The organism is Actinomadura sp. 9N407 (assembly GCF_044326315.1).
In the GTDB taxonomy this organism is placed as follows: domain Bacteria; phylum Actinomycetota; class Actinomycetes; order Streptosporangiales; family Streptosporangiaceae; genus Spirillospora.
Genome location: NZ_JBIRAW010000024.1, coordinates 116,475 through 141,450, shown reverse-complemented (window position 1 = coordinate 141,450; position 24,976 = coordinate 116,475). Strand labels below are relative to the sequence as shown.

23 protein-coding genes are annotated in these 24,976 nt (G+C 71.1%); 9 read left to right on the top strand and 14 right to left on the bottom strand.

The features are described from left to right. Positions 1-15 precede the first annotated feature (15 nt). Both ACH34Q_RS31665 and ACH34Q_RS31660 read right to left on the bottom strand, forming a co-directional pair. A complete protein-coding gene (locus tag ACH34Q_RS31665) occupies positions 16-1,212 on the bottom strand; it encodes a cytochrome P450 (protein ID WP_395986773.1) in 1,197 nt (398 codons plus the stop codon). A 209-nt stretch (positions 1,213-1,421) separates the two neighbouring features. Next, a complete protein-coding gene (locus ACH34Q_RS31660; protein ID WP_395986772.1) occupies positions 1,422-2,018 on the bottom strand; it encodes a TetR family transcriptional regulator in 597 nt (198 codons plus the stop codon). Between the two features lie 198 nt (positions 2,019-2,216). Between ACH34Q_RS31660 and ACH34Q_RS31655 the strand changes: the two genes are divergently transcribed. The 5 genes from ACH34Q_RS31655 to ACH34Q_RS31635 all read left to right on the top strand — a co-directional run bounded on the left by ACH34Q_RS31655 (position 2,217) and on the right by ACH34Q_RS31635 (position 6,708). Then, complete coding sequence (locus ACH34Q_RS31655; RefSeq protein WP_395986771.1) at positions 2,217-2,627, top strand: VOC family protein; 411 nt, start codon at positions 2,217-2,219, stop codon at positions 2,625-2,627. A gap of 28 nt (positions 2,628-2,655) precedes the next feature. Continuing rightward, entirely contained in the window at positions 2,656-3,096 is a 441-nt protein-coding gene (locus tag ACH34Q_RS31650; RefSeq protein ID WP_395986770.1) for a nuclear transport factor 2 family protein, read from the top strand. An 83-nt stretch (positions 3,097-3,179) separates the two neighbouring features. Further along, on the top strand, positions 3,180-4,862 hold the full coding sequence (locus ACH34Q_RS31645; RefSeq protein ID WP_395986769.1) for a class I adenylate-forming enzyme family protein: 1,683 nt from the start codon (positions 3,180-3,182) through the stop codon (positions 4,860-4,862). Further along, on the top strand, positions 4,859-5,332 hold the full coding sequence (locus ACH34Q_RS31640; RefSeq protein ID WP_395986768.1) for a VOC family protein: 474 nt from the start codon (positions 4,859-4,861) through the stop codon (positions 5,330-5,332). Before ACH34Q_RS31645 ends, ACH34Q_RS31640 begins: the two co-directional genes overlap by 4 nt. Next, positions 5,329-6,708 carry an SRPBCC family protein gene (locus ACH34Q_RS31635; RefSeq protein ID WP_395986767.1) on the top strand — a complete coding sequence of 460 codons (1,380 nt, stop codon included), beginning with the start codon at positions 5,329-5,331 and terminating at the stop codon, positions 6,706-6,708. The genes ACH34Q_RS31640 and ACH34Q_RS31635 overlap by 4 nt, the downstream gene beginning before the upstream one ends. A 90-nt stretch (positions 6,709-6,798) precedes the next feature. Here the strand turns inward: ACH34Q_RS31635 and ACH34Q_RS31630 are convergent, their stop codons facing one another. From ACH34Q_RS31630 to ACH34Q_RS31615, 4 genes are all read right to left on the bottom strand, one after another. Then, a complete protein-coding gene (locus tag ACH34Q_RS31630; RefSeq protein ID WP_395986766.1) occupies positions 6,799-7,470 on the bottom strand; it encodes a CoA transferase in 672 nt (223 codons plus the stop codon). Between the two features lie 63 nt (positions 7,471-7,533). Next, complete coding sequence (locus ACH34Q_RS31625; protein ID WP_395986765.1) at positions 7,534-8,829, bottom strand: amidohydrolase family protein; 1,296 nt, start codon at positions 8,827-8,829, stop codon at positions 7,534-7,536. A gap of 11 nt (positions 8,830-8,840) precedes the next feature. After that, on the bottom strand, positions 8,841-10,208 hold the full coding sequence (locus tag ACH34Q_RS31620; protein ID WP_395986764.1) for a cytochrome P450: 1,368 nt from the start codon (positions 10,206-10,208) through the stop codon (positions 8,841-8,843). Between the two features lie 66 nt (positions 10,209-10,274). Continuing rightward, complete coding sequence (locus ACH34Q_RS31615; RefSeq protein ID WP_395986763.1) at positions 10,275-11,135, bottom strand: mycofactocin-coupled SDR family oxidoreductase; 861 nt, start codon at positions 11,133-11,135, stop codon at positions 10,275-10,277. A gap of 431 nt (positions 11,136-11,566) precedes the next feature. Between ACH34Q_RS31615 and ACH34Q_RS31610 the strand changes: the two genes are divergently transcribed. Continuing rightward, a complete protein-coding gene (locus tag ACH34Q_RS31610) occupies positions 11,567-12,316 on the top strand; it encodes a TetR/AcrR family transcriptional regulator (RefSeq protein WP_395986762.1) in 750 nt (249 codons plus the stop codon). A gap of 6 nt (positions 12,317-12,322) precedes the next feature. On the opposite strand, the gene ACH34Q_RS31605 is transcribed toward ACH34Q_RS31610, so the two are convergent. Beyond that, positions 12,323-13,507: a thiolase family protein gene (locus ACH34Q_RS31605; protein WP_395986761.1), complete on the bottom strand. Its 1,185-nt coding sequence runs from the start codon at positions 13,505-13,507 to the stop codon at positions 12,323-12,325. 71 nt (positions 13,508-13,578) lie between these two features. Here ACH34Q_RS31605 and ACH34Q_RS31600 point away from each other — a divergent pair, with 71 nt between their 5' ends. Beyond that, positions 13,579-14,445: an alpha/beta fold hydrolase gene (locus tag ACH34Q_RS31600; RefSeq protein WP_395986760.1), complete on the top strand. Its 867-nt coding sequence runs from the start codon at positions 13,579-13,581 to the stop codon at positions 14,443-14,445. Positions 14,446-14,463: 18 nt separating this feature from the next. Here ACH34Q_RS31600 and ACH34Q_RS31595 read toward each other — a convergent pair whose 3' ends face one another. Further along, positions 14,464-16,170, bottom strand: coding sequence for an amidohydrolase family protein (locus ACH34Q_RS31595; RefSeq protein ID WP_395986759.1), 1,707 nt, complete (start codon positions 16,168-16,170; stop codon positions 14,464-14,466). Between the two features lie 188 nt (positions 16,171-16,358). On the opposite strand from ACH34Q_RS31595, the gene ACH34Q_RS31590 reads away from it, so the two are divergent. Beyond that, positions 16,359-17,165, top strand: a complete 807-nt coding sequence (locus ACH34Q_RS31590; protein WP_395986797.1) for an SDR family NAD(P)-dependent oxidoreductase — start codon at positions 16,359-16,361, stop codon at positions 17,163-17,165. 41 nt (positions 17,166-17,206) lie between these two features. Next, positions 17,207-17,395: a ferredoxin gene (locus tag ACH34Q_RS31585; protein WP_395986758.1), complete on the top strand. Its 189-nt coding sequence runs from the start codon at positions 17,207-17,209 to the stop codon at positions 17,393-17,395. Positions 17,396-17,480: 85 nt separating this feature from the next. Here the strand turns inward: ACH34Q_RS31585 and ACH34Q_RS31580 are convergent, their stop codons facing one another. The 6 genes from ACH34Q_RS31580 to ACH34Q_RS31555 all read right to left on the bottom strand — a co-directional run bounded on the left by ACH34Q_RS31580 (position 17,481) and on the right by ACH34Q_RS31555 (position 24,920). Continuing rightward, the gene (locus ACH34Q_RS31580; RefSeq protein ID WP_395986757.1) at positions 17,481-18,692 is read right to left on the bottom strand and encodes an amidohydrolase family protein; all 1,212 of its coding nucleotides are present in this window, start codon (positions 18,690-18,692) and stop codon (positions 17,481-17,483) included. 52 nt (positions 18,693-18,744) lie between these two features. Next, positions 18,745-19,857, bottom strand: a complete 1,113-nt coding sequence (locus tag ACH34Q_RS31575; RefSeq protein WP_395986756.1) for an alcohol dehydrogenase catalytic domain-containing protein — start codon at positions 19,855-19,857, stop codon at positions 18,745-18,747. Then, positions 19,854-21,068: an amidohydrolase family protein gene (locus tag ACH34Q_RS31570; RefSeq protein ID WP_395986755.1), complete on the bottom strand. Its 1,215-nt coding sequence runs from the start codon at positions 21,066-21,068 to the stop codon at positions 19,854-19,856. The genes ACH34Q_RS31575 and ACH34Q_RS31570 overlap by 4 nt, the downstream gene beginning before the upstream one ends. A 93-nt stretch (positions 21,069-21,161) precedes the next feature. Then, positions 21,162-21,602, bottom strand: coding sequence for a nuclear transport factor 2 family protein (locus tag ACH34Q_RS31565; protein ID WP_395986754.1), 441 nt, complete (start codon positions 21,600-21,602; stop codon positions 21,162-21,164). 58 nt (positions 21,603-21,660) lie between these two features. Next, positions 21,661-23,961: a CoA transferase gene (locus ACH34Q_RS31560; protein ID WP_395986753.1), complete on the bottom strand. Its 2,301-nt coding sequence runs from the start codon at positions 23,959-23,961 to the stop codon at positions 21,661-21,663. Next, complete coding sequence (locus ACH34Q_RS31555) at positions 23,958-24,920, bottom strand: LLM class flavin-dependent oxidoreductase (protein ID WP_395986752.1); 963 nt, start codon at positions 24,918-24,920, stop codon at positions 23,958-23,960. The genes ACH34Q_RS31560 and ACH34Q_RS31555 overlap by 4 nt, the downstream gene beginning before the upstream one ends. Positions 24,921-24,976 lie beyond the last annotated feature (56 nt).

The following is a 24,976-nucleotide window of genomic DNA, read 5'->3' as shown; positions in this document are numbered from 1 at the left end:
GACTTTGAAACACGCCTAGGTGCGGACGGGGAGGGCGTCCCAGCCGCGGACCGTCGCCATCGGGCCGAACTTGGCCTGGTCCGAGTCGACCTCCCATTCGGGAAAGCGCTTCAGGACCTCCTCCAGGGCGATGCGTCCTTCCATTCGCGCCAACGCGGTGCCGAGGCAGAAGTGGAGGCCGCGGCCGAAGGTGAGGGGCTGCCCGGCCGGACCGCGGTGGATGTCGAAGCGGTCACCGTCGGGGTAGCGCCGGTCGTCGCGGTTGGCGGAGCCGTTGAGGAAGAGCACGGCGCTGCCTTCGGGTACCACCTCGCCGCAGATCTCCGCATCCCTGGCCACGTACCTGGCGATCTGGTGCGAGGGCGACTCGTAGCGGAGCACCTCCTCGATCGCGCCCGGGATGAGGCCGGGGTTCTCGACCAGCTCGCGGCGCTGGCCGGGGTGGTCGGCCAGCACCTTCCCGGTCCAGCCGATCAGGCGGTTGGTGGTCTCGTTGCCGGCGCCGGCGATGACGTTGACATAGAGCAGGATCTCGTCACGGGTCAGCCGGCGGCGCGTCCCGGCCGCGTCCACGAACTCGGCCTGCAGCAGGTCGGTCATGATGTCGTCCGAGGGGTGCTCGGCGCGCCAGTCGATGTACGCGGCGAACATGTCGCTGTCGCTGAAGAACTTGGAGACGTCCATGGGCTGCCCGGACTCGGGACGCAGGCCGTCGTCGACGCGGTCGCGGATCCACTCCTGATCGTTCTCGGGGATCCCCAGCAGCATGCCGATCGTGCGCATCGGAACCTGCGCACCGAGGTGGGCGATGAAGTCGAAGCCGCCGGCGCCGACCAGAGGGTCCAGGCTGCGGGCGCAGAAGTCGCGGATCCTGGGTTCGAGGGCGGCCACCTTCCGCGGCGAGAACACGCCCGCCATCAGCCTGCGGTGGGTGGCGTGGATCGGCGGATCCTCGAAAATGATCACGCCCGACGGGATCTCCATATCGGTCTTGATCAGTTCCAGGATGTTGCCGCGGCCCGAGATGAAGGTCTCCGGATCGGTCAGTCCGCGGTCGATGTCGTCGTAGCGGCTGACGGCGTAGAAGTCGTGCTCCTCGTTGTAGAAGAGCGGCGCCTCCTCGCGCAGCCGGCGGTACACGGGATAGGGGTCGGCGTTGATGTCGGCGTCGTACGGGTCGTAGTGGACGTCGCTCGCGTTGATGACCGGCATCGCTGCCCCTCTCTCGGGACGGCACCCGTCCCGGATCCGGCACCGCATCGCCGAGCGGTCGCCCGGTGTCTCCGTGCGGGTGTCCGGCGGCGTGGCGCCGTTGGCACTCGATGCCCGAACCGTATGGCACTCAGTGCCAGTGGTCAAGACCGCCGGCACCGGCCAGGCCGGCCCGGACCGGCCTCATGCTCGAGGGCGTGCAGGCCGCGTCAGGCGACGGTGTTCGCCGGCACTTCCAGCTCGGGGAGCATCTGGGCCATCCGGAACGCGCGGTGAACGAGCTCGGCGAGATCGCTCGACTCGTCCCGCAGCCATTCCTCGTACGCGGCGTTGGAGGCACCGCCGGAGACGTGCGCGGCGAGCTGCGGACCGAGGGACTCCGGCGGCGCGGCCATGCGGCGCGCCGCGAACCGTGCCACGACCGCCTGCCATTCGGCGTGCCGGAGGGCGGCGTTGGCCCGGAGCGCCGGTGTCCGCCGGATGAGTTTCATCCGCGCGCGGTGCGCGACGGGGCCGTCACTGTTCATGCGGTTGAACCGCAGCACCGCGTCCTCGATCGCGTCGAACATCGGCCGGTCGTCCGGCACGGACGAGAACCATTCCTCGAGGTCACGGAGCAGTGCCTCGAAGCCTCCGAACAGGATGTTGTTCTTCGACTCGAAGTAACGGAAGAAGGTACGTCGCGATATGCCGGCGGCCGCGGCGATGTCGTCCGCGGAGGTCTCGCGGAACCCGCGCGCCTCGAACAGTTCGAGCGCGACCTTCTCGATGGCTTCCATCGACGTCTGCTGCGGTTGTCTGCTCACACCTCTCCCATGTCGCGACATTGCGCGATTGCGGCGATCCGGGTTCGGGGCGGTCGGGCGCATCGACGCTACCGAGGATCGTACTCGCCGTGCCGGACTCCGGTTCCGCACACCTCACCAGCAGCTCTGGCACTCAGTGCCTCCGTTGGGTAGCCTCATGGCTCGCGGCCGCCGCGGGCACGGCAGAGGGGATTCGACATGCATCGCAACCTGTTGAGCACCATCGTCATCGACGTTCCCGCCGATGCGCACGACCGGACCCTCGCGTTCTGGTCGGCGGCCCTCGGGGCGACGGCCAGGGCCACGCGCATGCCGAATTACCACATCCTCGAAGAGGCGTCGCCGCCGCACCGGATCGTCGTCCAAAACGTCGGATCGGGTCCGGCGGGAGTCCACCTCGACGTCCACACCGACGACCTCGACGCGGAGGTCGAGCGGCTGGTGGCCTGCGGCGCGACCCTGGTCGACCGCTCCTGGGCCGACCATCCCGGCAGCTGGATCGTCATGCGGGATCCGGCCGGCATGGAGTTCTGCGTCGTGGCGGCGCTCACCGAGGTGCGCAAAGCCGATCATGGCGAGTTCGAGCGCCGGGCGAAGCCGGTGGGCTGAGTCCCGCACGAGAGGAGAGCCGGCACCGATGGATCTGCCGATCGAGGACGTGGCCGAGCTGGAGCAACTCTGCGCCACCTACGCCCTCAAGATGACCCAGGGCGACATCCACTACATCATCGAGCATGTCTGCACGGCCGACGGCACCTACAGCGCGTTCGGCGAGACGTACGGACTCGAAGACTGGCCGAGCCTGGTGGAGGCCGCACCGAAAGGCCTGTTCCTCACCGGCACGCCCGTCCTCGAACTGGACGGCGACACGGGTTCGGGCGAGGTGCCGCTGCTCTTCGTCGACCAGACCGACCACCAGATGCGCATGGGCTGGTACAGCGACACGTACCGGCGCACGGAGAACGGCTGGCGCCTCAGGACCCGCACGATGACGTTCCTCCGCCGCAACGGCGAGGCCGACTCCGGCAGGCCGCACGACCCGCGCCGGCCGAAGCCGGCGGCCAGGCGGTCCGGGTAGCCCTGGGCCGCTCCGACAATTGTGGCACTCAGTGCCTCCCAACTATGGCACTCAGTGCCTTTCGCCGAGTACCCTCAGAGACCATGAGGGAATCGGCGACGCTCGCGGGCCCACCGCTGCACGAGGCGACCGGTATCGGCGCCCTCACTCTCGGCGGCATCCTGACCGAGCTGTGCGCCTGGGTACCGGACGACGAGGCCCTGGTCTTCGACGACCCGCTCCTCGGCGGCGCGACCGTACGGTGGAGCTACGCCGACCTCGGACGGCAGGCCCGGCGCGTCGCGAAGGCGCTCGTGGCCTCGGGCATCGGCAAGGGGGCCCGTGTCGGTGTGCTGATGGGCAACCGGCCCGAGGCGATCGCGTCCCTGTTCGGAGGCGCGCTCGCCGGTGCCGTCGTCGTGCCGCTGTCGACCTTCTCGACGAGACCCGAGCTGGCGTACCTGCTCGCCCACTCCGACCTCAGCGTGCTCCTCGTCCAGACGGCGATGGGTACCCGCCGGTTCGCCGCCGATGTCGCCGAGCTGTGCCCCGCCGCCACGAGGCCCGGGCCGATCCGTGACCCCTCGTACCCGTACCTGCGCCACGTCGCCGCTCTCGGCCCGGCGGAGCACGCGTACGGGATCGGGTCGTGGGAGCCGTTCCTGCAACGCGGCACCGTGGACGACGCCCTGCTCGACGCCGTCGCCGCACAGGTGCACCCCTCCGATCCCGGGGTCGTCATCTACAGCTCGGGTACGACCGACCGGCCGAAGGGCGTCCTGCACAACCACCAGGCGGTCGCGCTGCAGTGGTGGACGCAGGCCGGGCTGTTCGGCCGCGACGGGTCGACACGCCTGTGGTGCGCGCTCCCGCTCTTCTGGACCGCGGGCCTGAACGCGGCGATGGGAGCCACGCTGGCCGCCGGCGGCACCTGGGTGATGCAGGAGATGTTCGAGCCTGGTCACGCGCTGCGGCTCATGAAGCGGGAACGCGTGACCGAGCCGCACACGCTCCCGCACCAGGCCCGCTCCCTCGAAGAGCATCCGGACTGGGCATCGACCGACCTCTCCTCGTGCACCAGGGTGTTCGGCAAGTCGGTGTTCACCCGCCATCCGAGCGTCACGGGGGACACGAGCTGGAACACGCCGGTCGGCTACGGCTCCTCGGAGACGTGCTCGTTCCTCACCGGCCATCCGTCCACCACGCCGCGCGAGCTGCTGAGGAAGCGGAGCTACGGGCGGCTCCTCGCCGGCAACGAGCTACGGGTCCTCGATCCCCGGACCGGCACCGTGCTCGGCCCCAGCGAGGAGGGTGAGTTCGCCGTGCGCGGGCCGACCCTGATGGAGCGCTACGTCAAGCGGACGCGCGCCGAGTGCTTCGACGCCGACGGCTTCTACCGCACCGGCGACCTCGGCTCCTACGACGAGGACGGCTACGTGCACTTCGGCGGACGTCGTACCGAGGTGATCAGGACCGGCGGCGCCACCGTGTCGCCGGCCGAGATCGAGGTCGAACTGCAGGCGTACGAGCCGGTCAGGCTCGCGCGGGCCGTCGGCCTTCCCGATGACCGGCGTGAGGAGATCGTCGTGCTGTGCGTCGAACTGAAGGCGGGCGCCACCGCGACCGAGGACGGCATCCGGTCCTTCCTGCGCGAGCGCCTGGCCAGCTACAAGGTGCCCAAGCGCGTGCTGTTCTTCACCGAGGGCGAGCTCCCGATGAACCCCAGCGGCCTAAAGGTGCGGAACGAAGCTCTCGTGGCCCTGGTACGGGAGCGGATCGGCCGATGAGCGAGAACGAGCAGGGCCCGCTGCGGCACGCCGATCTCTTCCACACCGGGATCATCGTCGATGATCTCGCTTCCGCCCAGCGGGATCTCGGCGACCGCCTCGGCGTGACCTGGCACGTCGGCGGCGGCAGCGTACGGCTGATGACCGACGACGGCGCGCGGACCGTGCGGACGTCCTACGCACTCTCGCGAGAGGGCCCGCACCACATCGAGTTGTGCCAGGCGATCGAAGGGACGCTGTGGACCGCGACCGCGCCGGGCGATGCCCACCACCTCGGCTACTGGGTCGACGATGTGGCATCCGCCTCCGCGGCGCTGGAGCGGCTCGGCTCACCGAGGATCGCGAGCATCGCCATCACCGACGACGCGCCGCCGCTGTGCGCCTACCACCGGACGAGGAACGGACTCTACGTCGAGATCGTCGCCCTGGCCTCGCAGCCGCTGCTCCTTCCCACGGAGGTTCGACCATGACCACTGCCGACATGGAGCCGCGTCCCGGGGAGGTCGGCGGCGTTCCGCGCGGCGAGCAGTTCTACCAGCGGCTGCTCGACGAGGAGACCCGGCCCGTACCGGCGAGCCTGCGCGCGACGTCGGCCGGCCCGCCGGACGACACCGGTATCGCGCCCGGCCGCTACTTCGATCCGGAGACCCACCGGCTCGAGGTCGAGCGGGTGTGGAGCCGGGTCTGGCAGATGGCGTGCCGCGAAGAGCAGATCCCCGAGACCGGTGACTCCATCGTCTACGACATCGCCGACACCTCGCTGATCGTCGTGCGTACCGCACCGGACGAGATCCGCGCCTTCCACAACTCGTGCCTGCATCGGGGCACGCAGCTGCGGAACCGGCCCGGTCATGTAACGCGCCTGCGCTGCCCGTACCACGGGTTCACCTGGAACCTCGACGGCAGTCTCCGCGAGATCCCGTGCGCCTGGGACTTCCCGCAGATCGACCCGGCGACGTTCCGGCTCCCGGAGGCACGCGTCGGGACGTGGGGCGGGTTCGTGTTCGTGAACATCGATCCGCAGGCCGGTCCGCTCGAGGAGCACCTGCAGAACCTGCCGTCGCACTTCACCGAATGGCCGCTGGAGGAGCGGTACCTCACCGGTCACGTCGTGCGCGTGATGCCCTGCAACTGGAAGGTGGCGCTCGAAGCGTTCATCGAGGCGTACCACACGATGACGGTGCACCCGCAGCTGCTGCGCACGGCGGCGGACACGCTGACCGAGTACGACGTCTACGGCGCGCACGTCAGCCGCATGATCACTGCGGTCGGCATCAGCAGCGAGCACCTCGATCGCGAACTCGACGACGCCGAGATCGTCAAGGCCATGCTCGGTACCCCCGAAGCGGACATCACCCTCGACCCCGGGAAGACCGCTCGCGAGGTGCTGGCGGAACGGGTGCGGGCCTCGCTGCACCGGCGCACCGGCCGCGACTACGCGCACATCACCGATGCCGAAGCGCTCGACGGCATCGAGTACTTCCTGTTCCCGAACTTCATGCCCTGGGGCGGGTACCTGACCGCGTTCGCGTACGGCTTCCGTCCGAACGGCAACGATCCCGACTCGTGCGTGATCGACATCATGGTGCTCGAACCCGTCCCGGAGACCGGCCCCCGCCCGCCCGCCGCGAAGACGCGGCACATTGGGCCGGACGAGAGCTGGACCGACGCACCCGAACTGGGCGTCTTCGGCCGGGTGTTCAACCAGGACGGTGCGCGGTTCGAGCGTGTCCAGCGCGGCCTGCGCGCCTCGGTGAAGGCGAGCGGCACGCTGGCGCGCTACCAGGAGAGCCGGATCCGCCACTTCCACGCGACGCTCGACGCCTACCTCGCCCGATCCGATTGAGGGCGCCTTCAGGCGACGATGCCCCGAAGCTTGAGGTCGATGATGGTGTCCCAGTCGAGACCGAGGCCCGTGAGAACGTCCTCGGCATGCTCATTGAAGGGCTGGAGACAGCAGAACGACAGCCACCGTCCGTCCCGGGTCCGATAGGTGGCGACCAGTGGATCGGCCGGAGGAACGCCCGCCGGGGGCGTCCCCTGGGCCCCGGTGAATTCGGAGAGGGCCAGCGCCGATCGAGTCGCCGAAGGCCGGCGACGGCGAGGCCGGCACATGGCCGTACCCGGGACGCATCACGCCCGCTCCGATGCCCGCCCGGGCCCAGAAGGCGAGCAGGTCGTACGAGCCCCGGTCGCGCTCGGGTCCGCGCTCGCCCTGGCCCGTGCCCCGGACATAGATGATGTTCGGATTGTGCGCCCGGACGTCCTCGACGTCGATCCTCAGCTTCGTGCGGACGCGGGGAAGCTTGCTGGTGAGGAAGACGTCCGATGCCGCGGCGAGCCGGTAGAGGATGTCCGCGCCTTCGGGTGAGGCGAGGTCGAGCGCGAGGCTGCGCTTCCCCCTGTTGGAGTGCTCGAACAGGACGTGCGCGTCCGGCGGGACGACGGCCGTCCCGGACGCCAGCAGGCCCCGCATGGCGTCGCCCCGCGCGACATGCTCGATCTTGATGACCTCCGCGCCCCAGTCCGCGAGCAGCGCCGCGGCTCCGGGGACGAAGGTGTGCTCGGCCACTTCGAGGAGGCGCACGCCACGCATCACTTGGGTCATGCGGTTCCTCCGGGTTCCACCGGCGTCCGGGGAGGGAGTCCCTCCCCGGACGGCCCGCCGTCCCTACTTCGCGGCCGCGGCCGCCTGGCGGGCCCGGAGGCGATAGGACTCCAGTTTCTCCTCGGGAGCGATGACCTGGTGGCTCCGCGGCCGGATGGAGACGTCGTGTCCCTCGGCCGCCCGGCGCAGCGCGCCGACCGTGGCCCGTTCACGCGGGACGTCCTTGAAGGGGTCGAAGGAGTACCAGCGCATGGCGTTCTCGTAGGTCATCTTGTTGATGTCCTCGTCCGGCACGTCATGCTCGGTCAGCACCGCCTGCAGCTCTTCGGGGGCGTTGGGCCACATGGAGTCGCTGTGGGGGTAGTCGGCCTCCCAGCAGATGTTGTCGATGCCGATGTCGTGCCGCAGCTTCACGCCCAGCGGGTCGCTGATGAAGCAGGTCAGGAAGTGCTCGCGGAACACCTCCGACGGCAGCCGCCCGCCGAAGTCCTGCATCGTCCAGGTCGAGTGCATCTCGAACGTCCGGTCCACCCGCTCCAGGAAGTACGGGATCCAGCCGGTCCCGCCCTCCGACAGCCCGATCCTGATCGTCGGGAACTCCTTGATCACCCGCGACCACAGCAGATCCGCCGCCGCCTGCACGATGTTCATCGGCTGCAGGGTGATCATCACGTCGGGCGGCGAATCGGCCGCCGGGATCGACAACCGTCCCGACGAACCGATGTGCACGTTCAGGACGGTGCCGGTGTCGCACAGCGCCTTCCACAGCGGGTCCCAGTAGTCGCTGTGGAAGCTCGGGTAGCCCAGCGCGGCCGGGTTCTCGGTGAACGTCAGCGAACGGCAGCCCTTCTCCGCCACCCGGCGCACCTCGGCCGCGGCCAACTCGGCGTCCCAGATCACCGGCAGCGCCATCGGAATGAAGCGGCCCGGGTAAGCGCCGCACCACTCATCGATGTGCCAGTCGTTGTAGGCCCGCACCAGCGCCATCGAGAAATCAGAGTCCTCGGTCGCGAACAGCCGCGCCGCGAAACCCGGAAACGACGGAAAGTTCATCGAGGCCAGGATCCCGCCCGCGTTCATGTCCTTCACGCGCTCATGCACGTCGTAACAGCCCGGACGGATCTCGTCCAGCCCCTGCGGCTCCAGCCCGTACTCCTCCTTGGGCCGGCCCGCGACCGCGTTCAGCGCCACGTTGGGGATCACCGTGTCCCGGAACTTCCAGACATCGGTGCCGTCATCGAGATGCACCAGCCGGGGCGCGTCCGCCCGGTACTTCTCCGGCAGGTGGTTCACGAACATGTCGGGAGGCTCGACGATGTGGTCGTCGACGCTGATGAGGATCAGGTCGGCCAGTTTCATGGATCTTCCTCTCAGGTCGTCCGCCGCGACCGGTCCCCGCCGGCCGTCACCGGTTCGGCGAGCCGCTGCTCGTCGCAGACCTTCTGCAGTTCGGCGAGGGTCTCGTCGAGCCCCGCCCCGATCCGCGTTCCGGGGGTGAAGGTCGCCGGGAGCTTGCGCATGCCGTTGATGACGCCGACGGTCGGGTAGTGCACGGCGCCTTCGGGATCGCAGTGGTAGTCCGGCATCCGGTCGAGCACCTGGACGATCATCCGCTTGAACACCGTCCGCGCGACGTTCGAGCCGATGCAGCGGTGGATGCCCAGCCCGAAGCTGTTGTGCCGGTTGCCCTTGCGGGCCAGATCGACCCTGTCGGGATCGGGGAACACCGACGCGTCCCGGTTGGCCATCGCCCAGGACAGCCAGAGCCGCTCGCCCTCCTTGAACCGGGTCCCGGCGATCTCGCAGTCGGCCGAGATCGTCCGGCCGTCCCCCACCGCAGGGGTGAAGTAGCGCAGGAACTCCTCGGTCGCCGAGTTCAGCAGGCCGTCCCGCTCCCGGCTGAGACGCTCGCGCTCCTCCGGGTTCTCGGACAGCCACTCGATCGCGTGCGCCGTGAGCGCGGTCGTGGTGTCGAAGCCGCCGCCGATGAGCAGGGCCAGCGCGCCGAGCAGCTCGTCGTCGGGCGGAGTGGCACCGTTGATCTCCAGCCGGGCGAGGGCGTCCACCAGGCCCGGCCTGGGATTCGTCCGGATCTCGGCGAACGCGCCGTAGAGGTGCTGGTACATCCGCTTGTGGAGCTCCATGACCCGCGGCGCGTCCGGCGAGTTCGGCGGCGTGTACACGGCGGCGTGCGCCGGCTCGTTGTAGACCGTCCAGTCCCTGAGCGGGATCCCCATCATGGCCAGCGTGAGGACGGCCGGGACGACGTTGGCGAGATCGTCGACGAAGTCGATCCGGCCCGTCTCGATCCTCTCGTCGAGGCAGGCGCGCACCACCTCGTCGATCACCGGCCCCCAGCGGCCGACGGCGGCAGGCGACAGGTACGGGTTGAGCGCCTGCCGGTAGTAGCGCTGCTCGGGCGGGTCCATCTCCAGGAAGCCGCCCCTGACCTGCCTCGCCCGCTCGGGCGGCGGGATGGAGATGCCCCGGTAGCCGCGCTTCTCGCCCTTCACGTCGTGGTCGTTGGAGAGCTTGTCGGCGGACCGGGCGAGTTCGAAGACCTCGCGGTTGCCGGCGGCGACCCAGTGCCCGCCATAGGTGTCCGACCAGGCGACCGGGCAGCGGGCGTGCATCTCCTGCGTGATCGCCTCGAAGTCGAGGCGGTACTCAGGGGTGTGCCGGTCGAAGTGGTATCCGTTCTTCTCGCGTTCGTCCGTGCCGCCGTCTTCCACGCTCATCGCGCCTCTGTCTCCACTGTCGTCGGTTCGCTCGCCTTCACGTCGGATCCGCGCCATGGGAACCGCTCAAATGTGGAAGCCGTACCACTTGAGGTAGCCGCCGGCGTCGACCCGCATCTGCATGCCGGTGACATAGCGGGCCTCGTCGGAGGCCAGGAACAGGACCATATTGCTGATGTCCAGCGGTTCGATGTAGGGGATCGGCATGGCCTGCTGTACGTGGAAGGCCGGCTCGGCGTCCTGGCGGGTCGGGTGCTCCAGGTCCGGGCGGAACGAGCGGTACATCGGCTCGCTCTGCAGCATGTCGGTGTCGCAGTTGGTCGGGTGGACGGCGTTGGCCCGGATCATGCGCGGCGCCAGGTTGGTGGCCAGGTCGTGGATGTAGGCCGACAGCGCCCGCTTGGCGTGCACGTAGGCCATGCCGCCCGGGTCGGCGCCCGGCTTGTCCACCTTGGAGGTGTCCATCATGGCGGCGGTCGAACCGGTCGCGATGACCGAGGCGCCTTCGGACAGATGCGGCAGCGCGGCATGGATCGTGTTCACCGTCCCGATCAGGTCGATGTCGATGACATCGGCCCACGCCTGCATCGGCGGCTCGCCCTTCATCCCGGCGACTCCGGCCTGGGCGACCACGACGTGCAGCCCGCCCAGTTCCGCGATGCCCCGTTCCAGGGCCGCGCGCAGCTGCGCGGGCTCGCGTACGTCCGCCTCCGCCGTGACCATGCGCCGGCCCAGCTTCTCCACCAGGCGGGCCGTCTCCTTCAGATCGTCCGGCGTGGCCATGGGGTAGCCGATGGTGGGGATGTCACGGCACACGTCGACCCCGATGATGTCGGCGCCCTCTTCGGCCAGCCGCACCGCGTGGCTGCGGCCCTGGCCGCGTGCCGCTCCGGTGATGAAGGCGACCTTGCCCTCGACTCGTCCCATGGCGACGTCCTTCCTGAGTAGTCAGCGTTCACTCATCTGACACCCTCTGCAGCCCAGGCATCCCGGAGCGGGTTCGGCGGTACCGCGGGAGCAGCCGATGAGACATGCCCCGCCGACCATCTGGTGAGGCCCAGGTCACACGAATGCTAGCCCGGAGGAAGTAAATGAGCAATCATTAACTTGCGCGGTCGGCCGGTATTCTCGTCGTCGTGTACGGGACGTGACGCGCCCTCAATCCTCCGCCCGCACCCGGTGTCACCGGCGGCGCAGCGGCCCTCACCTCGCGAGAAGGCCGCTGACCTGCTCACCGGGAATCATCGGTGATGAGAGGCGTGGCGGACCGCCAAGCGGACCGGTTCGGTGCTCGCACCCTCTACTATTCAAAGTATGCGCACACTCACTATCCAGAGCCCGGGTTGCGAGGCGCTCCCGTGACCACACCGGCCGCACAGTCGTCCGAGCCCGCCGCACCGTCACCCGAGCCCGCCGAGCAGGCACCGGAGCCCGCGGAGCGAGCGGCCGAGCCCGCCGAGCAGGCACCGCGACCGCGACCGCGGCGGCGGCTCACCGCCGAGGCCCGCCGGAGCTCGATCCTGGCCGCCGCCCGGCGCGCGTTCACCGAGTCCGGCGACATGAGCGGGACCACGATCAAGGTGATCGCCGAGCACAGCGGTATCAGCGAGGGCGTGATCTACCGGCACTTCGAGAGCAAGGAGCAGCTGTTCTTCGAGGCCGTCGTCGAGCCGCTCAAGGAGGCCGTGGACGACCTGGTCGCCGCGACCGCGAGCGTCGACCGCGACGAACCGCTGACACCCGAGCTGCAGCTCAAGACGATGACCGGCCTCTACCGGCAGCTCATCTCGACGCTGGAGGAGATCCTGCCGCTGCTCGGCCTGGTGCTGTTCGGCGATCCCCAGGTGTCCCGGCGGTTCTACCAGGAGAACTTCGCGGTGGCGATGGACCGTCTCGCCGAAGCGTGGCGCGAGGTCGAGGACAGGTACGGCTTCCCGTTCGAGTCCCCGGACATCTCGGCCCGGGCGGTGATGGGCATCGCGTTCGTCTTGGCCCTGGAGAGCCACCACGGCACGGGGTTCGACCGCCATCGCGCGGTGTCCCTGATCAGCGAGGGGACCGTCAAGGGCTTCTTCCCGGCCCTCGAGCCGACGCGCAGGCGGCGCTGAACCGCGTCACGGAGCGGGCACGTCCAGGACCAGGGCGGTGGCCATGCCGCCGCCGGCGCACATCGCGGCCACACCGATGCCGCCGCCGCGGCGGCGGAGTTCGTGGGTGAGCGTGAGCACCATCCGGGCACCGGTCATCGCGATGGGGTGGCCGAGGCTGCAGCCGCTGCCGAGGACGTTGACGAGGTCCTCGTCGAGTCCGAGGGCCCGGGTGGCGGCGATCGGCACCGAGGCGAAGGCCTCGTTGATCTCCCAGAGGTCGACGTCCCCGGCCCGCAGCCCGGCCCGGCCGAGCGCCTTCGGAATGGCGAGGGCGGGTGCCAGGCCGGTCTCCGCCGGCGGCACGCCCGCCGACGCCCACGCCCGGACGATCGCCAGCGGCTCGAGCCCGTGCTCCTCCGCGACGGCGCGGGCGGCGACGACCAGCGCCCCCGCGCCGTCGTTCACGCCCGCCGCGTTGCCCGCGGTGATGCTGAAGCCGTCGATCTCGGGATGCAGCGGTTTCAGCGCCGCGAGCTTGGCCGGCGTGGAGCTCCGCCTGGGGTGCTCGTCGACCTCGAAGGTGAAGCGCGTCCCGTCGCGGCGGGTGACCTCCAGGGGGAAGACCTCGTCCCGGAAGGCACCGGTGTCGATGCCGGCGACGGCCCGCTGGTGGGAGCGGTACGCCCAGGCGTCCATCTCCTCCCGGGTGATGCCGGCCTTCACCGCCGCGTTCCATCCGACCGTGATCGTCATGTCCCTGATCGGGGCATCGGGCGTCTCCCGGTGGCTGGGCGCGAGCCAGTCCTCCTCCCACTCGTCGGTACCGGGGATGCGCCGGCCGGTCTTCGGGGCGGTCGAGCTGGACTGGGCGCCGCCGGCGACGACGACGCGGTCCATCCCCGACATGATCGATGACGCGGCGGTCTGCAGCGCGGCGAGTCCCGAGGCGCAGTGCCGGTTGTGGGCGATGCCGGGCGCGTTCACCAGGCCGGCCTCGATCGCGGCGTAGCGGCCGATCGCCCCGCCTCCGTAGAGGGACTCCCCCATCACGACGTCGTCCACGAGCTCCGGGGCCAGGCCGGAGCGCCGGACGGCCTCGGCGACCGCCCTCGTCCCGAGTTCGAGTGCGTCGACATCGACGAGCGACCCTTTGTACGCGGTCCCGACCGCGGTCCGGGCGCCCGAGACGATCACCGCCTCATGACTCATCACGCATCGCTCCCTGGTCCCTAAATGAGTGAATACTTCCTCACATACGTGATTCATAGTAACTTCGGCCCATGACGCGAGCAAGCGTGCACGGGCTCACGGTCGGCTACGAGGTGATCGGCGAGGGAAGGCCGTGGGTGCTCACGCCCGGCGGGCGGGACGGAAGGCGGACCCCGGGCCTGCGCGACCTGGCGAACGCGCTGGCGGAACGGGGCAACCGCGTGCTCATCTGGGACCGCCCGAACACCGGCGAGTCCGATGTGTGCTTCGCCGGTGCGTCCGAGTCGGCGATGCAGGCCGACGTCCTGGCCGGGCTGCTCGCGCACCTCGGCATGGCGCCGGCCGTGATCGCGGGAGGGTCGGGCGGCTCCCGGGTCTCGCTGCTGACCGCCGCCCGCCACCGTGAGATCGCCGCCGGCGTCGCGATGTGGTGGATCAGCGGCGGCGTCTTCGGCCTCATGTCCATCGGGAACCACTACTTCGGAGCATCGGTCCGGGCGGCGTGGGAGGGCGGCATGGAGGCCGTCGTCGCGCTGCCCGAATGGGCCGAGACCCTCGAGCGCAACCCGGCCAACCGGCGACGCTTCCTGGACCTGGACGCGGCGGACTTCATCGCGACCTGCGAGCGGTGGATGGCCGCGTACTGCCCGTGCGGTGACGAACTGGTCCCCGGCCTGCCGAACGCGCAGGCGCGGGCCCTCGACCTTCCCGCCCTGGTCTTCCGCAGCGGCGCGAGCGACATCCACCACCGGCGCGAGACGTCCGAGCAGGTGGCGAAGGCGCTCCCGAACGCGCGGCTCGTCGATCCGCCGTGGGGGGACACCGAGTGGCGCGAACGGCAGGCGGCGCGAACGGCCGGCGACGCCCCGGGCCTCTTCGTACGCTGGCCGATGCTCGCCCCGGCCCTGGACGCGTGGGCGACCACCGCCCTCCGGTGATGTCCGCGGCCGGGGGCGTCAGGCGGGGGATATCAGGCGACCTGGGCGGGTGGCGGTGAGCTCGTCGTGGTCGACGAGGACCTCGCCGTTGACGATCGTGTAGTCGTAGCCGCGGGCGCGCTGGACGAACCGGTTCGCCCCGAGCGGGAAGTCGTCCACCATCTCGGGCGTGTGGAGGTAGAGGTCGTCCAGGTCCAGGACGTTCGCGTCGGCGAAGGCGCCCGGCGCCAGAACACCCCGGCCGGCGATCCCGAAGAGGTCGGCGCCCTCCAGCGTGAGCTTCCTGACGGCCCGGCCGATATCGAGCAGTCCCTGGTCGCGCACCCAGTGCTTCAGGAGGAAGGTGGAGTTGCCGGCGTCCATCGTCAGGGCCACATGGGCGCCGGCGTCGGCCACGCCCACCACCACGTCCGGGTTGGTGATCATCTCGGCCACCGCGTCCAGGTCCTGGTTGAGCACCGGGTAGTACAGGAGCCCGAGGCCACCGGTCTCGATCGAGTAGTCCAGGAACGCGGCGGCGGGGGTGGTGCCCCGGCGGGCGGCCTCGGCGGCCAGGCTGTTGTCCGGGCGGACGTCGTAGTCGGCCGATCCCGGCGGCATCAGGTAGAGCTTGCCGGGATCCTTCGGCGCGAGCGGCCCGGACATCTCGGCGGGACGCTCGGCCTCCTCCAGCAGGCGGCGCCGCGACGCCTCGCCGGACAGCGCCTTCAGGCGTTCCGGGAACGGCCTGGACGCGAGCTCCGCCCATGCGGGCAGCGTGTCGTACGGGGTCCGGCCGACCAGGCCGTAGACGATCGCACTCCCCCGTACCGCGGTCATCGGGCGGACGTCCGCGCCCCGGCCGCGCGCGGCGGCGACCTCGTCCATCACCCACGACCACAGGCCCGGGCGGCGGTCGCTCTGCATGATGGAGAACGCCAGCGGGCGGCCCGAGGCGCGGGCGACCTCCTCCATCCACGCCATCTCGGCGATGGAGTTGCGCCGCTCGGCACCGTCGCGCTCGCCGATGCGGGGCACGACCTGGAAGGTGCCGCGGCCGCGGTCGGCCAGGACGCCGGCGATGGCCGCGAGCTCGGCGGGAAGGGCGTAGGTGCCCGGCACCGGACGGCCGTCGGGCACCCGGTGCATGAAGGTACGGGACGTGGAGAACCCGAGGGCGCCGCCGTCCATGGCCTCGGCCACGGCGGCGGCGATTCCGGCGATGTCGTCGTCGGTGGCGGGCGACTCGTCCAGGCCGCGCTCCCCCATGACGTAGTGCCGCAGGGCGCAGTGGCCGACCAGGCCGCCCGCGTTCACGCCGATCTCCCGCCGCCCCAGGGCCCTGAGGTACTCGCCGTAGGTCTCCCAGCCCCAGTCGAGACCGGACATGATCGAGTCGGCGGGGATGTCCTCGACCGACTCCATCATCCCGGCCAGGTACTCCTCCTGCCCGGGACGGACGGGCGCGAAGGTGACTCCGCAGTTGCCCATGACCACGGTGGTGACGCCGTGGTGGCACGACGGCGTGGCGGCCGGGTCCCAGAAGAGCTGCGCGTCGAGATGGGTGTGGACGTCGATGAACCCGGGAGTCACGAAGCGCCCGGCGGCATCGAGTTCGCGCCGGCCTCGTTCGGCGACCTCGCCGACCCCGGTGATGCGGTCGCCGTCGATGGCCACGTCCGCACGTCTGGGGGCCGCACCGGTCCCGTCGACCACCTCGCCGCCGCGGATCACGATGTCATGCATGGCTGATGCCCTTCCGGCCGGACCGTCGCCCTATAACAAAGCGTGTACTCACTCACGATAATCCCCCGCCGACCGGGACGACAGGCGTAGGGCTAGAGAAAGTAGGCACTCACTTTGCTAGAGTGATCGTGAGCGCGGGGCCCGGCCCCGTCCGGACGGCTCGCGGCTCGGGAGTTCTCTTGGCATCGATGGACGGGCGGGTGGCGATCGTCACCGGGGCGAGCCGCGGCATCGGGCGGCACATCGCCGAGCGGTTCGCGGCCGAGGGAGCGGCGATCGCACTGGTGGCACGGACGGTCACCGCCGGCTCGTCGGCCCTGCCCGGGTCGCTGGAGGAGGTCATGGACCGTGTCTGCGCCCAGGGCGGCCGGGTCGCGGTCGTCCAGGCCGACCTCACCGTCCCCGGTGAGGTGGAGACGATCGTGGCGCGGGCCGAGGAGGCGCTCGGCCCGGTCGACACCCTGGTCAACAACGCCGGCGTCAACTTCTACGGGCCCGCGCTCGACATTCCCCCGCGCCGCTACGCGCTGATGTTCCAGATGATGGTCCATGCCCCGTTCCGGCTCTGCCAGCTGGCGGCTCCGGGCATGGTCGAGCGCGAACGGGGCTGGATACTCAACATCACCTCCAAGCAGGCCCGCCACCCGATCGGGCCGCCGTATCCGGACTGGGCTGGCGACGGCTGCGTCCCGTACGGGATGTGCAAGGCGGCGCTCGACCGGCTCACCACCGGCCTGGCCGCGGAACTGTACGGGACGGGCGTGAACGTCAACGCGCTCGGGACGTCCGGCCTGGTGATGACGCCCGGAGTGGCCGTGGTCTCCCCGCACACCCCCGACAACGCCCCGGTCGAGGACGACGGCGCCATGGCCGAGGCCGCGCTCCTGCTGTGCGGCGCGGACTCCGGTACGGTGACCGGCCGTATCGGCTACAGCATGGACCTGCTCGGCCGGCCCTTCCCGGACGGTCCGTGGGCCCTGTCCGCCACGTTCTGATCGATCCGCCGACCATGAGGGACGACGAAGGAGGAGCGGCGATGAAGGCCACCGTGGATCCGGACCGGTGCCAGGGGCACGCCCGCTGCTGGGACATCAGCCCGGAGGTGTTCGACCTCGACGAGCAGGGACACGGCAGGGTGATCGTCACCGAGGTCCCGGCCGGCCTGCGGAAGAAGGCGGCCGATGCCGCGGCCAACTGCCCGGAGCGCGCCATCACCGTGAGCTGAACCCCAGGCGTCACGGAGCCGGGAACGGCGCCGCGCCCGCCCCTCCTTCGGGAACGGCGGGCGGCGGCGCACGGCGGGGCCACCGTCAGGAGGGGGCGCCGATGGTGGCCGGGGCCGCCGGGGTGAAGTCGTAGACCCGGCAGGCGTTACCCACGGTGATCTTGTGCTGGACGTCCTCGGGCAGGTGCCCGAGCCACTTGTTGGCCATCTCGATGGTGTCCGGCCAGGTCGAGTCCGAGTGCGGGTAGTCGCACTCGAGCATCACGTTGTCCTCGCCGATGATGTCCAGCAGCCGGATGCCGGCCTGGTCCTCGATGAACGTCCCGAAGACATGGTCCCTGAACAGCCGGCGGATGTCGGTGTCCAGGTCGAACGACGCCGCGCCCTTCTCCTCGCCGCGCTCATGGGCGGCGTTCATGCTGATGTCGAAGCGGGACGCCCAGAACCGCTGCTTGTCGATGACCTGCTCGGCCCGCTCCAGGAAGTAGGGCATCCAGCCGATCGATCCCTCCGACAGCGCGATCCTCAGGTTCTGGAACCGGGTGAACTTGCCGCTGAACAGCCAGTCCATCAGGGTGCCCGCCTGGTTGGCCGCGGCCGAGTAGGCCATGAACGCCAGCGTCGGCATGTCCTCGGACGTGCGGATGAGGTTGGACGAGGATCCCACGTGCATCGAGACGACCATTCCGGTCTCGTCACAGGCGCGCAGCATCGGGTCCCAGTGGTCGGTGTGGATCGACGGCAGGCCCAGCTTGGTCGGGTTCTCCGAGAAGGCGATCGACTTGGCGCCGCGGGCGGCGGTCCGCTCGATCTCCGCGGCGGCGGCCGCCGGGTCCCAGAGCGGGATGATCATCATCGGGATGAACCGGCCCGGGTAGGCGTCCGCGAACTCCTCGAGGATGAAGTCGTTCCAGGCCCGCACGCACAGCAGCCCGAGCTCCCTGTCCCTGGCCTCGTGGAAGACCTGGCCGCAGTAGCGGGGGAAGGACGGGAAGAGCATGGACGACAGGACGTGGCCCTGGTCCATGTCGGCGACGCGGGCGGCCGGGTCGTAGCAGCCCGCCCGCATCTCGTCGTAGGTGATCGGCTCCGGCGAGAACTCCTCGCGCCTCTTGCCGGCCACCGCGTTCAGGCCGGTGGTGACGATCTGGCGGTCCTCGTAGACCCAGAACTCCGAGTCGCCGTCCCGCACGATGCGGGGGCCGGTGCCGCGGCACCGCTCGGGCAGCCGTTCCTGCCACAGCCGGGCCGGCTCGATGAGGTGGTCGTCCACCGAGATGAACCAGTCGAAGGACATCACGAACTCCTGACCGCTCCGCCGGGACGAACGGAGACTAGAAAGCGAACGCTCACATACATCCTAGGTCGCGAACGGCGCGCGTGCCAGGGACGATGACCGTCCGCACGCCTTCGGCACGGGCCACCGTGTCGATGCCCTCGTGGATCTCGTCGAGAGTGATCCGCTTGGAGACCATGGACCCGAGGTCGAGCCTGCCCGCCTCGGCGAGGCGGATGTACCGGGGGAAGTCGCGCAGGATCTGGGCCCCGCCGACGACGGACCCGGCCAGCCGCTTGCCCGAGAAGACCGCCTGGATCGCCGGCAGCGTCAGCGTCTCGCCCGCGGCCGGCATGCCGACCAGCGTCACCGCGCCCTGGACGCGGGCCATGTCGAAGGCCTGCACCATCAGCTCCGGCCGCCCGACCGCCTCGAAGGTGTAGTCGGCGCCCTCTCCCCCGGTCAGCGCCCTGACCTGCTCGACCGGGTCGGCCTCGGAAGGGTCGGCAATGTGCGTGGCGCCCGCGCGCAGGCTCGCCTCGCGCCGTCCGGCGACCGGGTCGACAGCGATGATGACCGCGGCGCCGGCGATGCGCGCGCCCTGGATCACCGACTGCCCGACTCCCCCGCAGCCGATCACCACCACGCTGGAGCCCGGGACGACCCCGGCGGTGTTGAGCACGGCTCCCAGGCCGGTGGTGACGCCGCATCCCAGGAGGGCGAGTTCCTCGTCGGGAAGGTCGGTCTCCACCGGGACGAGCGATGCCTCGTGCACCACCATGGCCTCGGCGAACGTCCCGCAACCGCAGACCGCCGGGGCCCAGCGGCCGTCGCCGAGCCGGAACCGGGGGGTCGCCTTGGTCACCGGGTTGAGCAGGCAGTGGTTGGACATGCCGCCGACGCACCGCCGGCACGTCCCGCACGCGGGTGCCACCGACGACAGGACGCGGTCGCCGGGCCGGACCCTTCGCACCTCCGCGCCGGTCTCCTCCACCACCCCGCAGGCCTCGTGCCCGAGCACGATCGGCAGCGGGAGCGCCGACCGTCCTTCGAGGACGTTGAGGTCGGTGTGGCAGATGCCGCTCGCGGAAACGCGGACCAGGACGTCCCTGGGGCCGATGGCGGGGACGGGAAGGTCCTCCATCACCGGTGGCTCGCCGGCCTCGTAGGCGATGACGACCTTCACGGCCGCACGCTCCGTGGAGGCGGCGCGAGGGCCGGGCCGGATATCCCGAAGAGCGCGGCGCTGTTCTCCCTGAGCACTTTGCGGGTGACCTCGGCGTCGCAGCCGTCGAGCCGGGAGATGTAGTCGCGGGGCTCCCGCAGCCCCTCCGGGTGCGGGTAGTCGGAGCCGAACAGCACGTGATCGGCACCGATCGCGTCGATGAGGTCGTGCACGTCGTCCTCGGGGAACGGGCAGACCCACAGATGCTCGGCCAGCGCCTCGCTGGGCCGGTCGGGCAGCGGGCCGCCCAGCATGGGGCCCCGGCGGCCCAGCGCGGCGGCCTTGTCGACCGTCCTGAACAGCGGCCGCAGCCAGCTCGAGCCGTTCTCGATCGAGATGATCTTCACGTCCGGGTGGCGGCCGAACAGGTTGTGCAGCGTCAGCGCGATGAGCGTGTCGACCACCGGCCGCTCGGTGTTGCACAGGGCCCATTGCAGGGGCGACTGCAGGTGCGAGGGGTTGCCCGGACTCTCGGACCAGTGCGTGCCGTAGAAGTGCTGGTAGCCACTGTTGGAGACGTGGAAGACCACCGGGATCCCCGCCTCGGAGACCGTCGCCCAGAACGGGTCGAACAGCGGGTCGGCCGGAGAACGTCCCCCCACCGGGCCGGGGCACAGGTGGACCATGCGGGCACCGGCGGCGATCACGCGGTGCAGCTCGGCCATCACGCCGCCGATGTCCAGCAGGGACAGCATGGGGACACCGAAGATCCGACCGTCGTCCCCGTACCCCCAGTCCTCCTCCAGCCAGCGGTTGAACGCCCGCAGGCTCGCGTGGCTCAGCTCGGCGTCGTCCCGCAGGTCGTACTCGACCGCGACGCCCAGGGTGGGAAGCATGATCGTCGCCTCCAGGCCCTGCTCGTCCAGCCGCTTCAGGCGTGCGGGCTTGTGCGTGAACTCCGGGTGGTCCTTGGCGTTGACGACCTCCCGGTGGGTGAACCCGTCGGCGACGCCGCCGACGAACAGCCCCTCCAGGGCGCCGGGCGCCGAGGCGTAGTCGCCGGGCATCACGCTCATAAACGTCCGCCGGCCGCGCAGGAAGACGCGGCCCAGCCCGTCCTCGCCCCGCCGGACGCGCACGGTCTCGTCCTTGAAGCGCGACTCGATGTGGCGGGTGAAGCAGTCGTCGGGCTCGTAGTAGTGCCCGTCGGCGTCGATCAGCCGGTACTCCATCGCCACGCACCTCCGGACGGCCCCGCGAACACGAGCGGGACACTAAGAAAGTGAGCGCCCAGTTACTAATGTTCCCCCGGGCGGATCAGCGTGTCAACCACGCCGTTGCGCCGCCTCGCCGCCGTCCTCGTCCAGGGTCTCCAGCAGCGCGTGCGTGTCCTGCTGGAACACCCGGATCTCCGCGATGAGCCCGCCGGAGACCGAGAACAGCTCGACCACGTCCACGGTCGCCGCGCGCCCGGTGGCCTTCGCCGTCCAGGTCTGCTCGGTGACCTGGACGACCGTGCCGCCGCCCGCGTCGCCGGAGCCGAGGATCCGCGGCTCGCCGATCGTGCGGTCCCAGTGGCGCGCGAACGCCGCGCCCATCTCGGACATGCCGTCGCGGCCGTGATGCCAGCCGCCGTGCGGGAGTGACGCGGGTTGCTGGATGCGGAACTCCGGATGGAGAAGCGCGAACGCGCCCTCGCGGTCGCCCGCCCGGAAGCGGCACCCCAGCTCGCTCACCAGTTCCGCCGGCTCAAGGGTCGTGCCCATCTACGGCTCCTCGTCCTCGAACGTCACCGTGCTTGAGATGTCACTCGTGCTCGAACGGTCACTCGGGCCGGCGGGCCACCTTCGCCGCCAGCAGAGCGTCGATCTCCGTACGGCCGAAGCCCAGCTCCTGGAGGACCTCCACGGTGTGCTCCCCCACGCCGGGGAGCATCAGCCGCGGGCCGCCCGCGTCCTCGGGCCCGTACCGCAGCAGCGGGCCGATCTGCTCGAACCGGCCCCAGTCCGCGGTCCGGTACGAGGCGACCCGGCCGAGCCCGCGGTTCAGCGGATCGTCCAGGACGGCCCGCCTGAAACCGTCCCGGTCCAGCGGCTCGATCAGCTCGACGTGCAGTCCCAGGTCGCGGAGGCGCTCGGCCCACTCCCGAGCCGGGGCCGTCGCGAACATCGCTTCGAGGACGGTCTCGGCCCGGCGCGCGAGTGCGTCGGTGCCGCCCCCGCGCAGCGGCGCGTACTCCTCCGGGAGCACCGGGACGTGCGGGAGCGCTGCCAGCCGCCGCCAGGCGTCCTCGTCCGGGACGACCATCGCGAACCAGCGGCCGTCGCCGCCCTCGTAGATGCGGTGACCTGGCCCATAACCCGTCTGCCCGGCGTCCAGTCCGGGGCCGCGGACCAGCTCGCCGTCCCGCAGGAAAACGCCGCTCTGCAGCAGCATCCCGGCGCCCAGCAGGCTCGTCACCACGCGCTTTCCGCAGCCGTCCACGGCTTGGGCGTACAGGGCGGCCATGACACCGATGGCCGCGACCCATCCGCCGGCCATGTCGATCGGGATCCACGTCGCCGCCAGCGGATCGTTTCCGGCCCCGCCGACGGCCTGCTCGAATCCGGTGACCGCCTGCATCAGCGCGTCGTTCGCCGGCAGGGCGGCCCTCGGGCCGGTGGTGCCGAACGCGCTCGCATGGCAGTACACGGCGTCCGGGTTCAGCCGGGCCACGGTCTCCTCGCCGATGCCGAGCCGCTCCGCCACCCCGACCCGGAAGTTGTGCAGGACGACGTCGGCACTCGCCAGCAGCCGCTCAACGGCGGCACGGGCCTCCGGCGCGCCGATGTCGAGCGCCAGGCTGCGCTTGCCGCGCTGGCACGCGGCGATGGCGTACGCGGCGGCGCGCATCGCCTCGCCCCCGGGCGGCTCCACCTTGACCACGTCCGCGCCGAGGTCGGCGAGGACCTGCGCGGCCAGCGGCCCGGCCACGAACGCCGAGAAGTCCACCACCCGCAGCCCGGCCAGCAGGCCTCCCTCGGTGCCGCCCGCCGCCGCGCCGCCACCCGGTACGGGCCGTGGCCCGGCGGCGGTCCCGGTCCCGGTGGCGAGCGGGCGCACCGTGATCGGGGAGGCGACCACGATGTCGCGGTGGCCGCCGTCCGAGCGTGGGATCGCGAGCCCGATCTCGGCCAGATGGGGATCGGTGAGCGCCTCCCCGGGGCCGAGGACGGGCTCGCAGGCCACGCCGGCCGCGCGCAGGAGGCGGACCCACTCCGCGCGCGGCCTGGTCGCGAAGAACGACGTCCACCGCGCCGCCCGCTCGCCGAGCCGCCCCGTCATCTGGTCGGTGTAGTAGCCGTCCTCGCTCGGCTCGTCCCCGAGGACCCCGATCAGGGCGGGGTACATCCCCTTGCCGCCGAACCAGACCTGGATCAGCTCGCCGTCGGCGCAGCGGTACAGGAAGTTCGGGAAGGTCGAGCCCTTCTCCCAGTAGCCCTCGATCTCCGGGGCCGCGCGCTCCGACCGGCCGATCATGCAGCCGAGCGTGGCGAGCATCCCGTCGTAGAGCGACGTCTCGGCCCACCCTCCGGTCCCGGTGAGCGCCCGCCGGCGCAGCAGGCCGAGCACCGACACCGTCAGCAGGGACGCGGCCCCGATGCCGGACGCCCGCACGTCGACGAGGATCGGGCCCGGCCGGTGGCCGGCGAGCTGGGTACAGAAGCCGGCACTCGCCTCGACCAGAAGGCCGAAGTCCTCGACCGCTCCCTTGGACGTACGGCTGGGACGGCAGCGCGCGTAGACGAGCGCGGGGTTCGGCCCGGCCAGGTCCCGATGGCCCAGGCCACGCCCTTCGACGAGCTCCTCCGGGCCGTACACCAGTGCGACGTCCGCGGCACGGAGCAGCGCGAACACCTCGTCCCGGTCGTCGGTGGCGACGACGCGCTTGTCGCGGTGCCAGGCCCCTCCCCATGGCACGTCCCGGTCGATGGGAACCGGCTCGGAGCCCACCACCCGGACGACGTCGGCACCGAGGTCGGCGAGGATCATCCCCGGCACGCCCACGGCCGGTCCGAGGCCGAGGTCGCTTGCGCCGACGGCCAGTTCGACGACCGACAGGCCGGCCCACGGCGTCCCGCTCACGGCGCCGCCGCCGGAGCCGGGACGGTCAGGCGCGGCAGCACCTCCTCGGCGGCGAGCGTGACGACCTCCAAGGTCTGCTCGCGCGCCGCCGGGGAGATGACGAAGTGCCGGACGCCCGCGTCCACGTACTCCTGGAGCCGCGCCGCGACCTCCTCCGGTGTGCCGGCGGGGGCGATGCGGTCGAGCATGGCGGCCTGCCTGCCACCGTAGGCGCCGCCGAGGAAGGTGGCGACGTCATCGCGGGCACGGTCGCCGTCGCGGCGAACGGAGCAGTAGAGGTACATCAGCCATTCGAAGCCGGCCAGATCGCGGCGCGCCGCCCGCGCCTCGTCCTCGATCGCCTGCACGGAGCGGGCGTAGGCGCCGGGTGACATGAGGTAGGGCATCCACCCGTCCCCCAAAAGGGCGGCGCGGCGCATGGCCGGGGCCTTGCGCCCGGACACCAGCAGCGGCGGACCGCCCGGCCGCATCGCCGGTGCCTCGGCTCCCGGCGGCCGCACGGGCCGCAGCTCCACCCCGCCGAACCGGAAGAACCGGCCCTCGTGGGCGAAGGGCCCGCCGCTCCAGAGTCCGCGCAGGATCCGCATCGCCTCGTCGGTCCGCTGGCCGCGCTCACCGACGGGCACCCCTGCGGCCTCGAACTCCTGCGGGAACTCGCCTCCCACACCCACGCCGACCGAGACCCGGCCGCCCGAGCGCGAGTCGAGGTCGGCGAGCTGCTTGGCGACGATCACCGGCTGGTACAGCGGCAGTTGCAGGACCGCGGTGCCCACCCGCACCCGCTCCGTCCACGCGGTCAGCAGGGCGAGGCGGGTGATCGCCTCACCGGTCGCCGTCGGGGGGAGGACATGGCCGCCCTGCCAGAGCGAGTCGATCGGGAGCCGTTCGGCGGCGGCCAGCCAGGCCCGGTCCGGCTCGGGGATCGCCGCCGCTCCGAAGATGATGCGATCGCCTGGCAAACCGACTCCCTCGCCGGTGGCCCTCCGGCCCGCCCGGACGGCACCGACCCGCCCGA

What these genes read in the sequence shown, in the direction of transcription:
- ACH34Q_RS31590 (WP_395986797.1), top strand. Translation starts at nt 16,359, where the DNA reads ATGGACGGGCGGGTGGCGATCGTCACCGGGGCGAGCCGCGGCATCGGG.
- ACH34Q_RS31585 (WP_395986758.1), top strand. Translation starts at nt 17,207, where the DNA reads ATGAAGGCCACCGTGGATCCGGACCGGTGCCAGGGGCACGCCCGCTGC.
- ACH34Q_RS31640 (WP_395986768.1), top strand. Translation starts at nt 4,859, where the DNA reads ATGAGCGAGAACGAGCAGGGCCCGCTGCGGCACGCCGATCTCTTCCAC.
- ACH34Q_RS31615 (WP_395986763.1), bottom strand. Translation starts at nt 11,135, where the DNA reads ATGGGACGAGTCGAGGGCAAGGTCGCCTTCATCACCGGAGCGGCACGC.
- ACH34Q_RS31605 (WP_395986761.1), bottom strand. Translation starts at nt 13,507, where the DNA reads ATGAGTCATGAGGCGGTGATCGTCTCGGGCGCCCGGACCGCGGTCGGG.
- ACH34Q_RS31625 (WP_395986765.1), bottom strand. Translation starts at nt 8,829, where the DNA reads ATGAAACTGGCCGACCTGATCCTCATCAGCGTCGACGACCACATCGTC.
- ACH34Q_RS31665 (WP_395986773.1), bottom strand. Translation starts at nt 1,212, where the DNA reads ATGCCGGTCATCAACGCGAGCGACGTCCACTACGACCCGTACGACGCC.
- ACH34Q_RS31565 (WP_395986754.1), bottom strand. Translation starts at nt 21,602, where the DNA reads ATGGGCACGACCCTTGAGCCGGCGGAACTGGTGAGCGAGCTGGGGTGC.
- ACH34Q_RS31620 (WP_395986764.1), bottom strand. Translation starts at nt 10,208, where the DNA reads ATGAGCGTGGAAGACGGCGGCACGGACGAACGCGAGAAGAACGGATAC.
- ACH34Q_RS31595 (WP_395986759.1), bottom strand. Translation starts at nt 16,170, where the DNA reads ATGCATGACATCGTGATCCGCGGCGGCGAGGTGGTCGACGGGACCGGT.
- ACH34Q_RS31645 (WP_395986769.1), top strand. Translation starts at nt 3,180, where the DNA reads ATGAGGGAATCGGCGACGCTCGCGGGCCCACCGCTGCACGAGGCGACC.
- ACH34Q_RS31630 (WP_395986766.1), bottom strand. Translation starts at nt 7,470, where the DNA reads ATGACCCAAGTGATGCGTGGCGTGCGCCTCCTCGAAGTGGCCGAGCAC.
- ACH34Q_RS31580 (WP_395986757.1), bottom strand. Translation starts at nt 18,692, where the DNA reads ATGTCCTTCGACTGGTTCATCTCGGTGGACGACCACCTCATCGAGCCG.
- ACH34Q_RS31650 (WP_395986770.1), top strand. Translation starts at nt 2,656, where the DNA reads ATGGATCTGCCGATCGAGGACGTGGCCGAGCTGGAGCAACTCTGCGCC.
- ACH34Q_RS31600 (WP_395986760.1), top strand. Translation starts at nt 13,579, where the DNA reads ATGACGCGAGCAAGCGTGCACGGGCTCACGGTCGGCTACGAGGTGATC.
- ACH34Q_RS31635 (WP_395986767.1), top strand. Translation starts at nt 5,329, where the DNA reads ATGACCACTGCCGACATGGAGCCGCGTCCCGGGGAGGTCGGCGGCGTT.
- ACH34Q_RS31570 (WP_395986755.1), bottom strand. Translation starts at nt 21,068, where the DNA reads ATGGAGTACCGGCTGATCGACGCCGACGGGCACTACTACGAGCCCGAC.
- ACH34Q_RS31655 (WP_395986771.1), top strand. Translation starts at nt 2,217, where the DNA reads ATGCATCGCAACCTGTTGAGCACCATCGTCATCGACGTTCCCGCCGAT.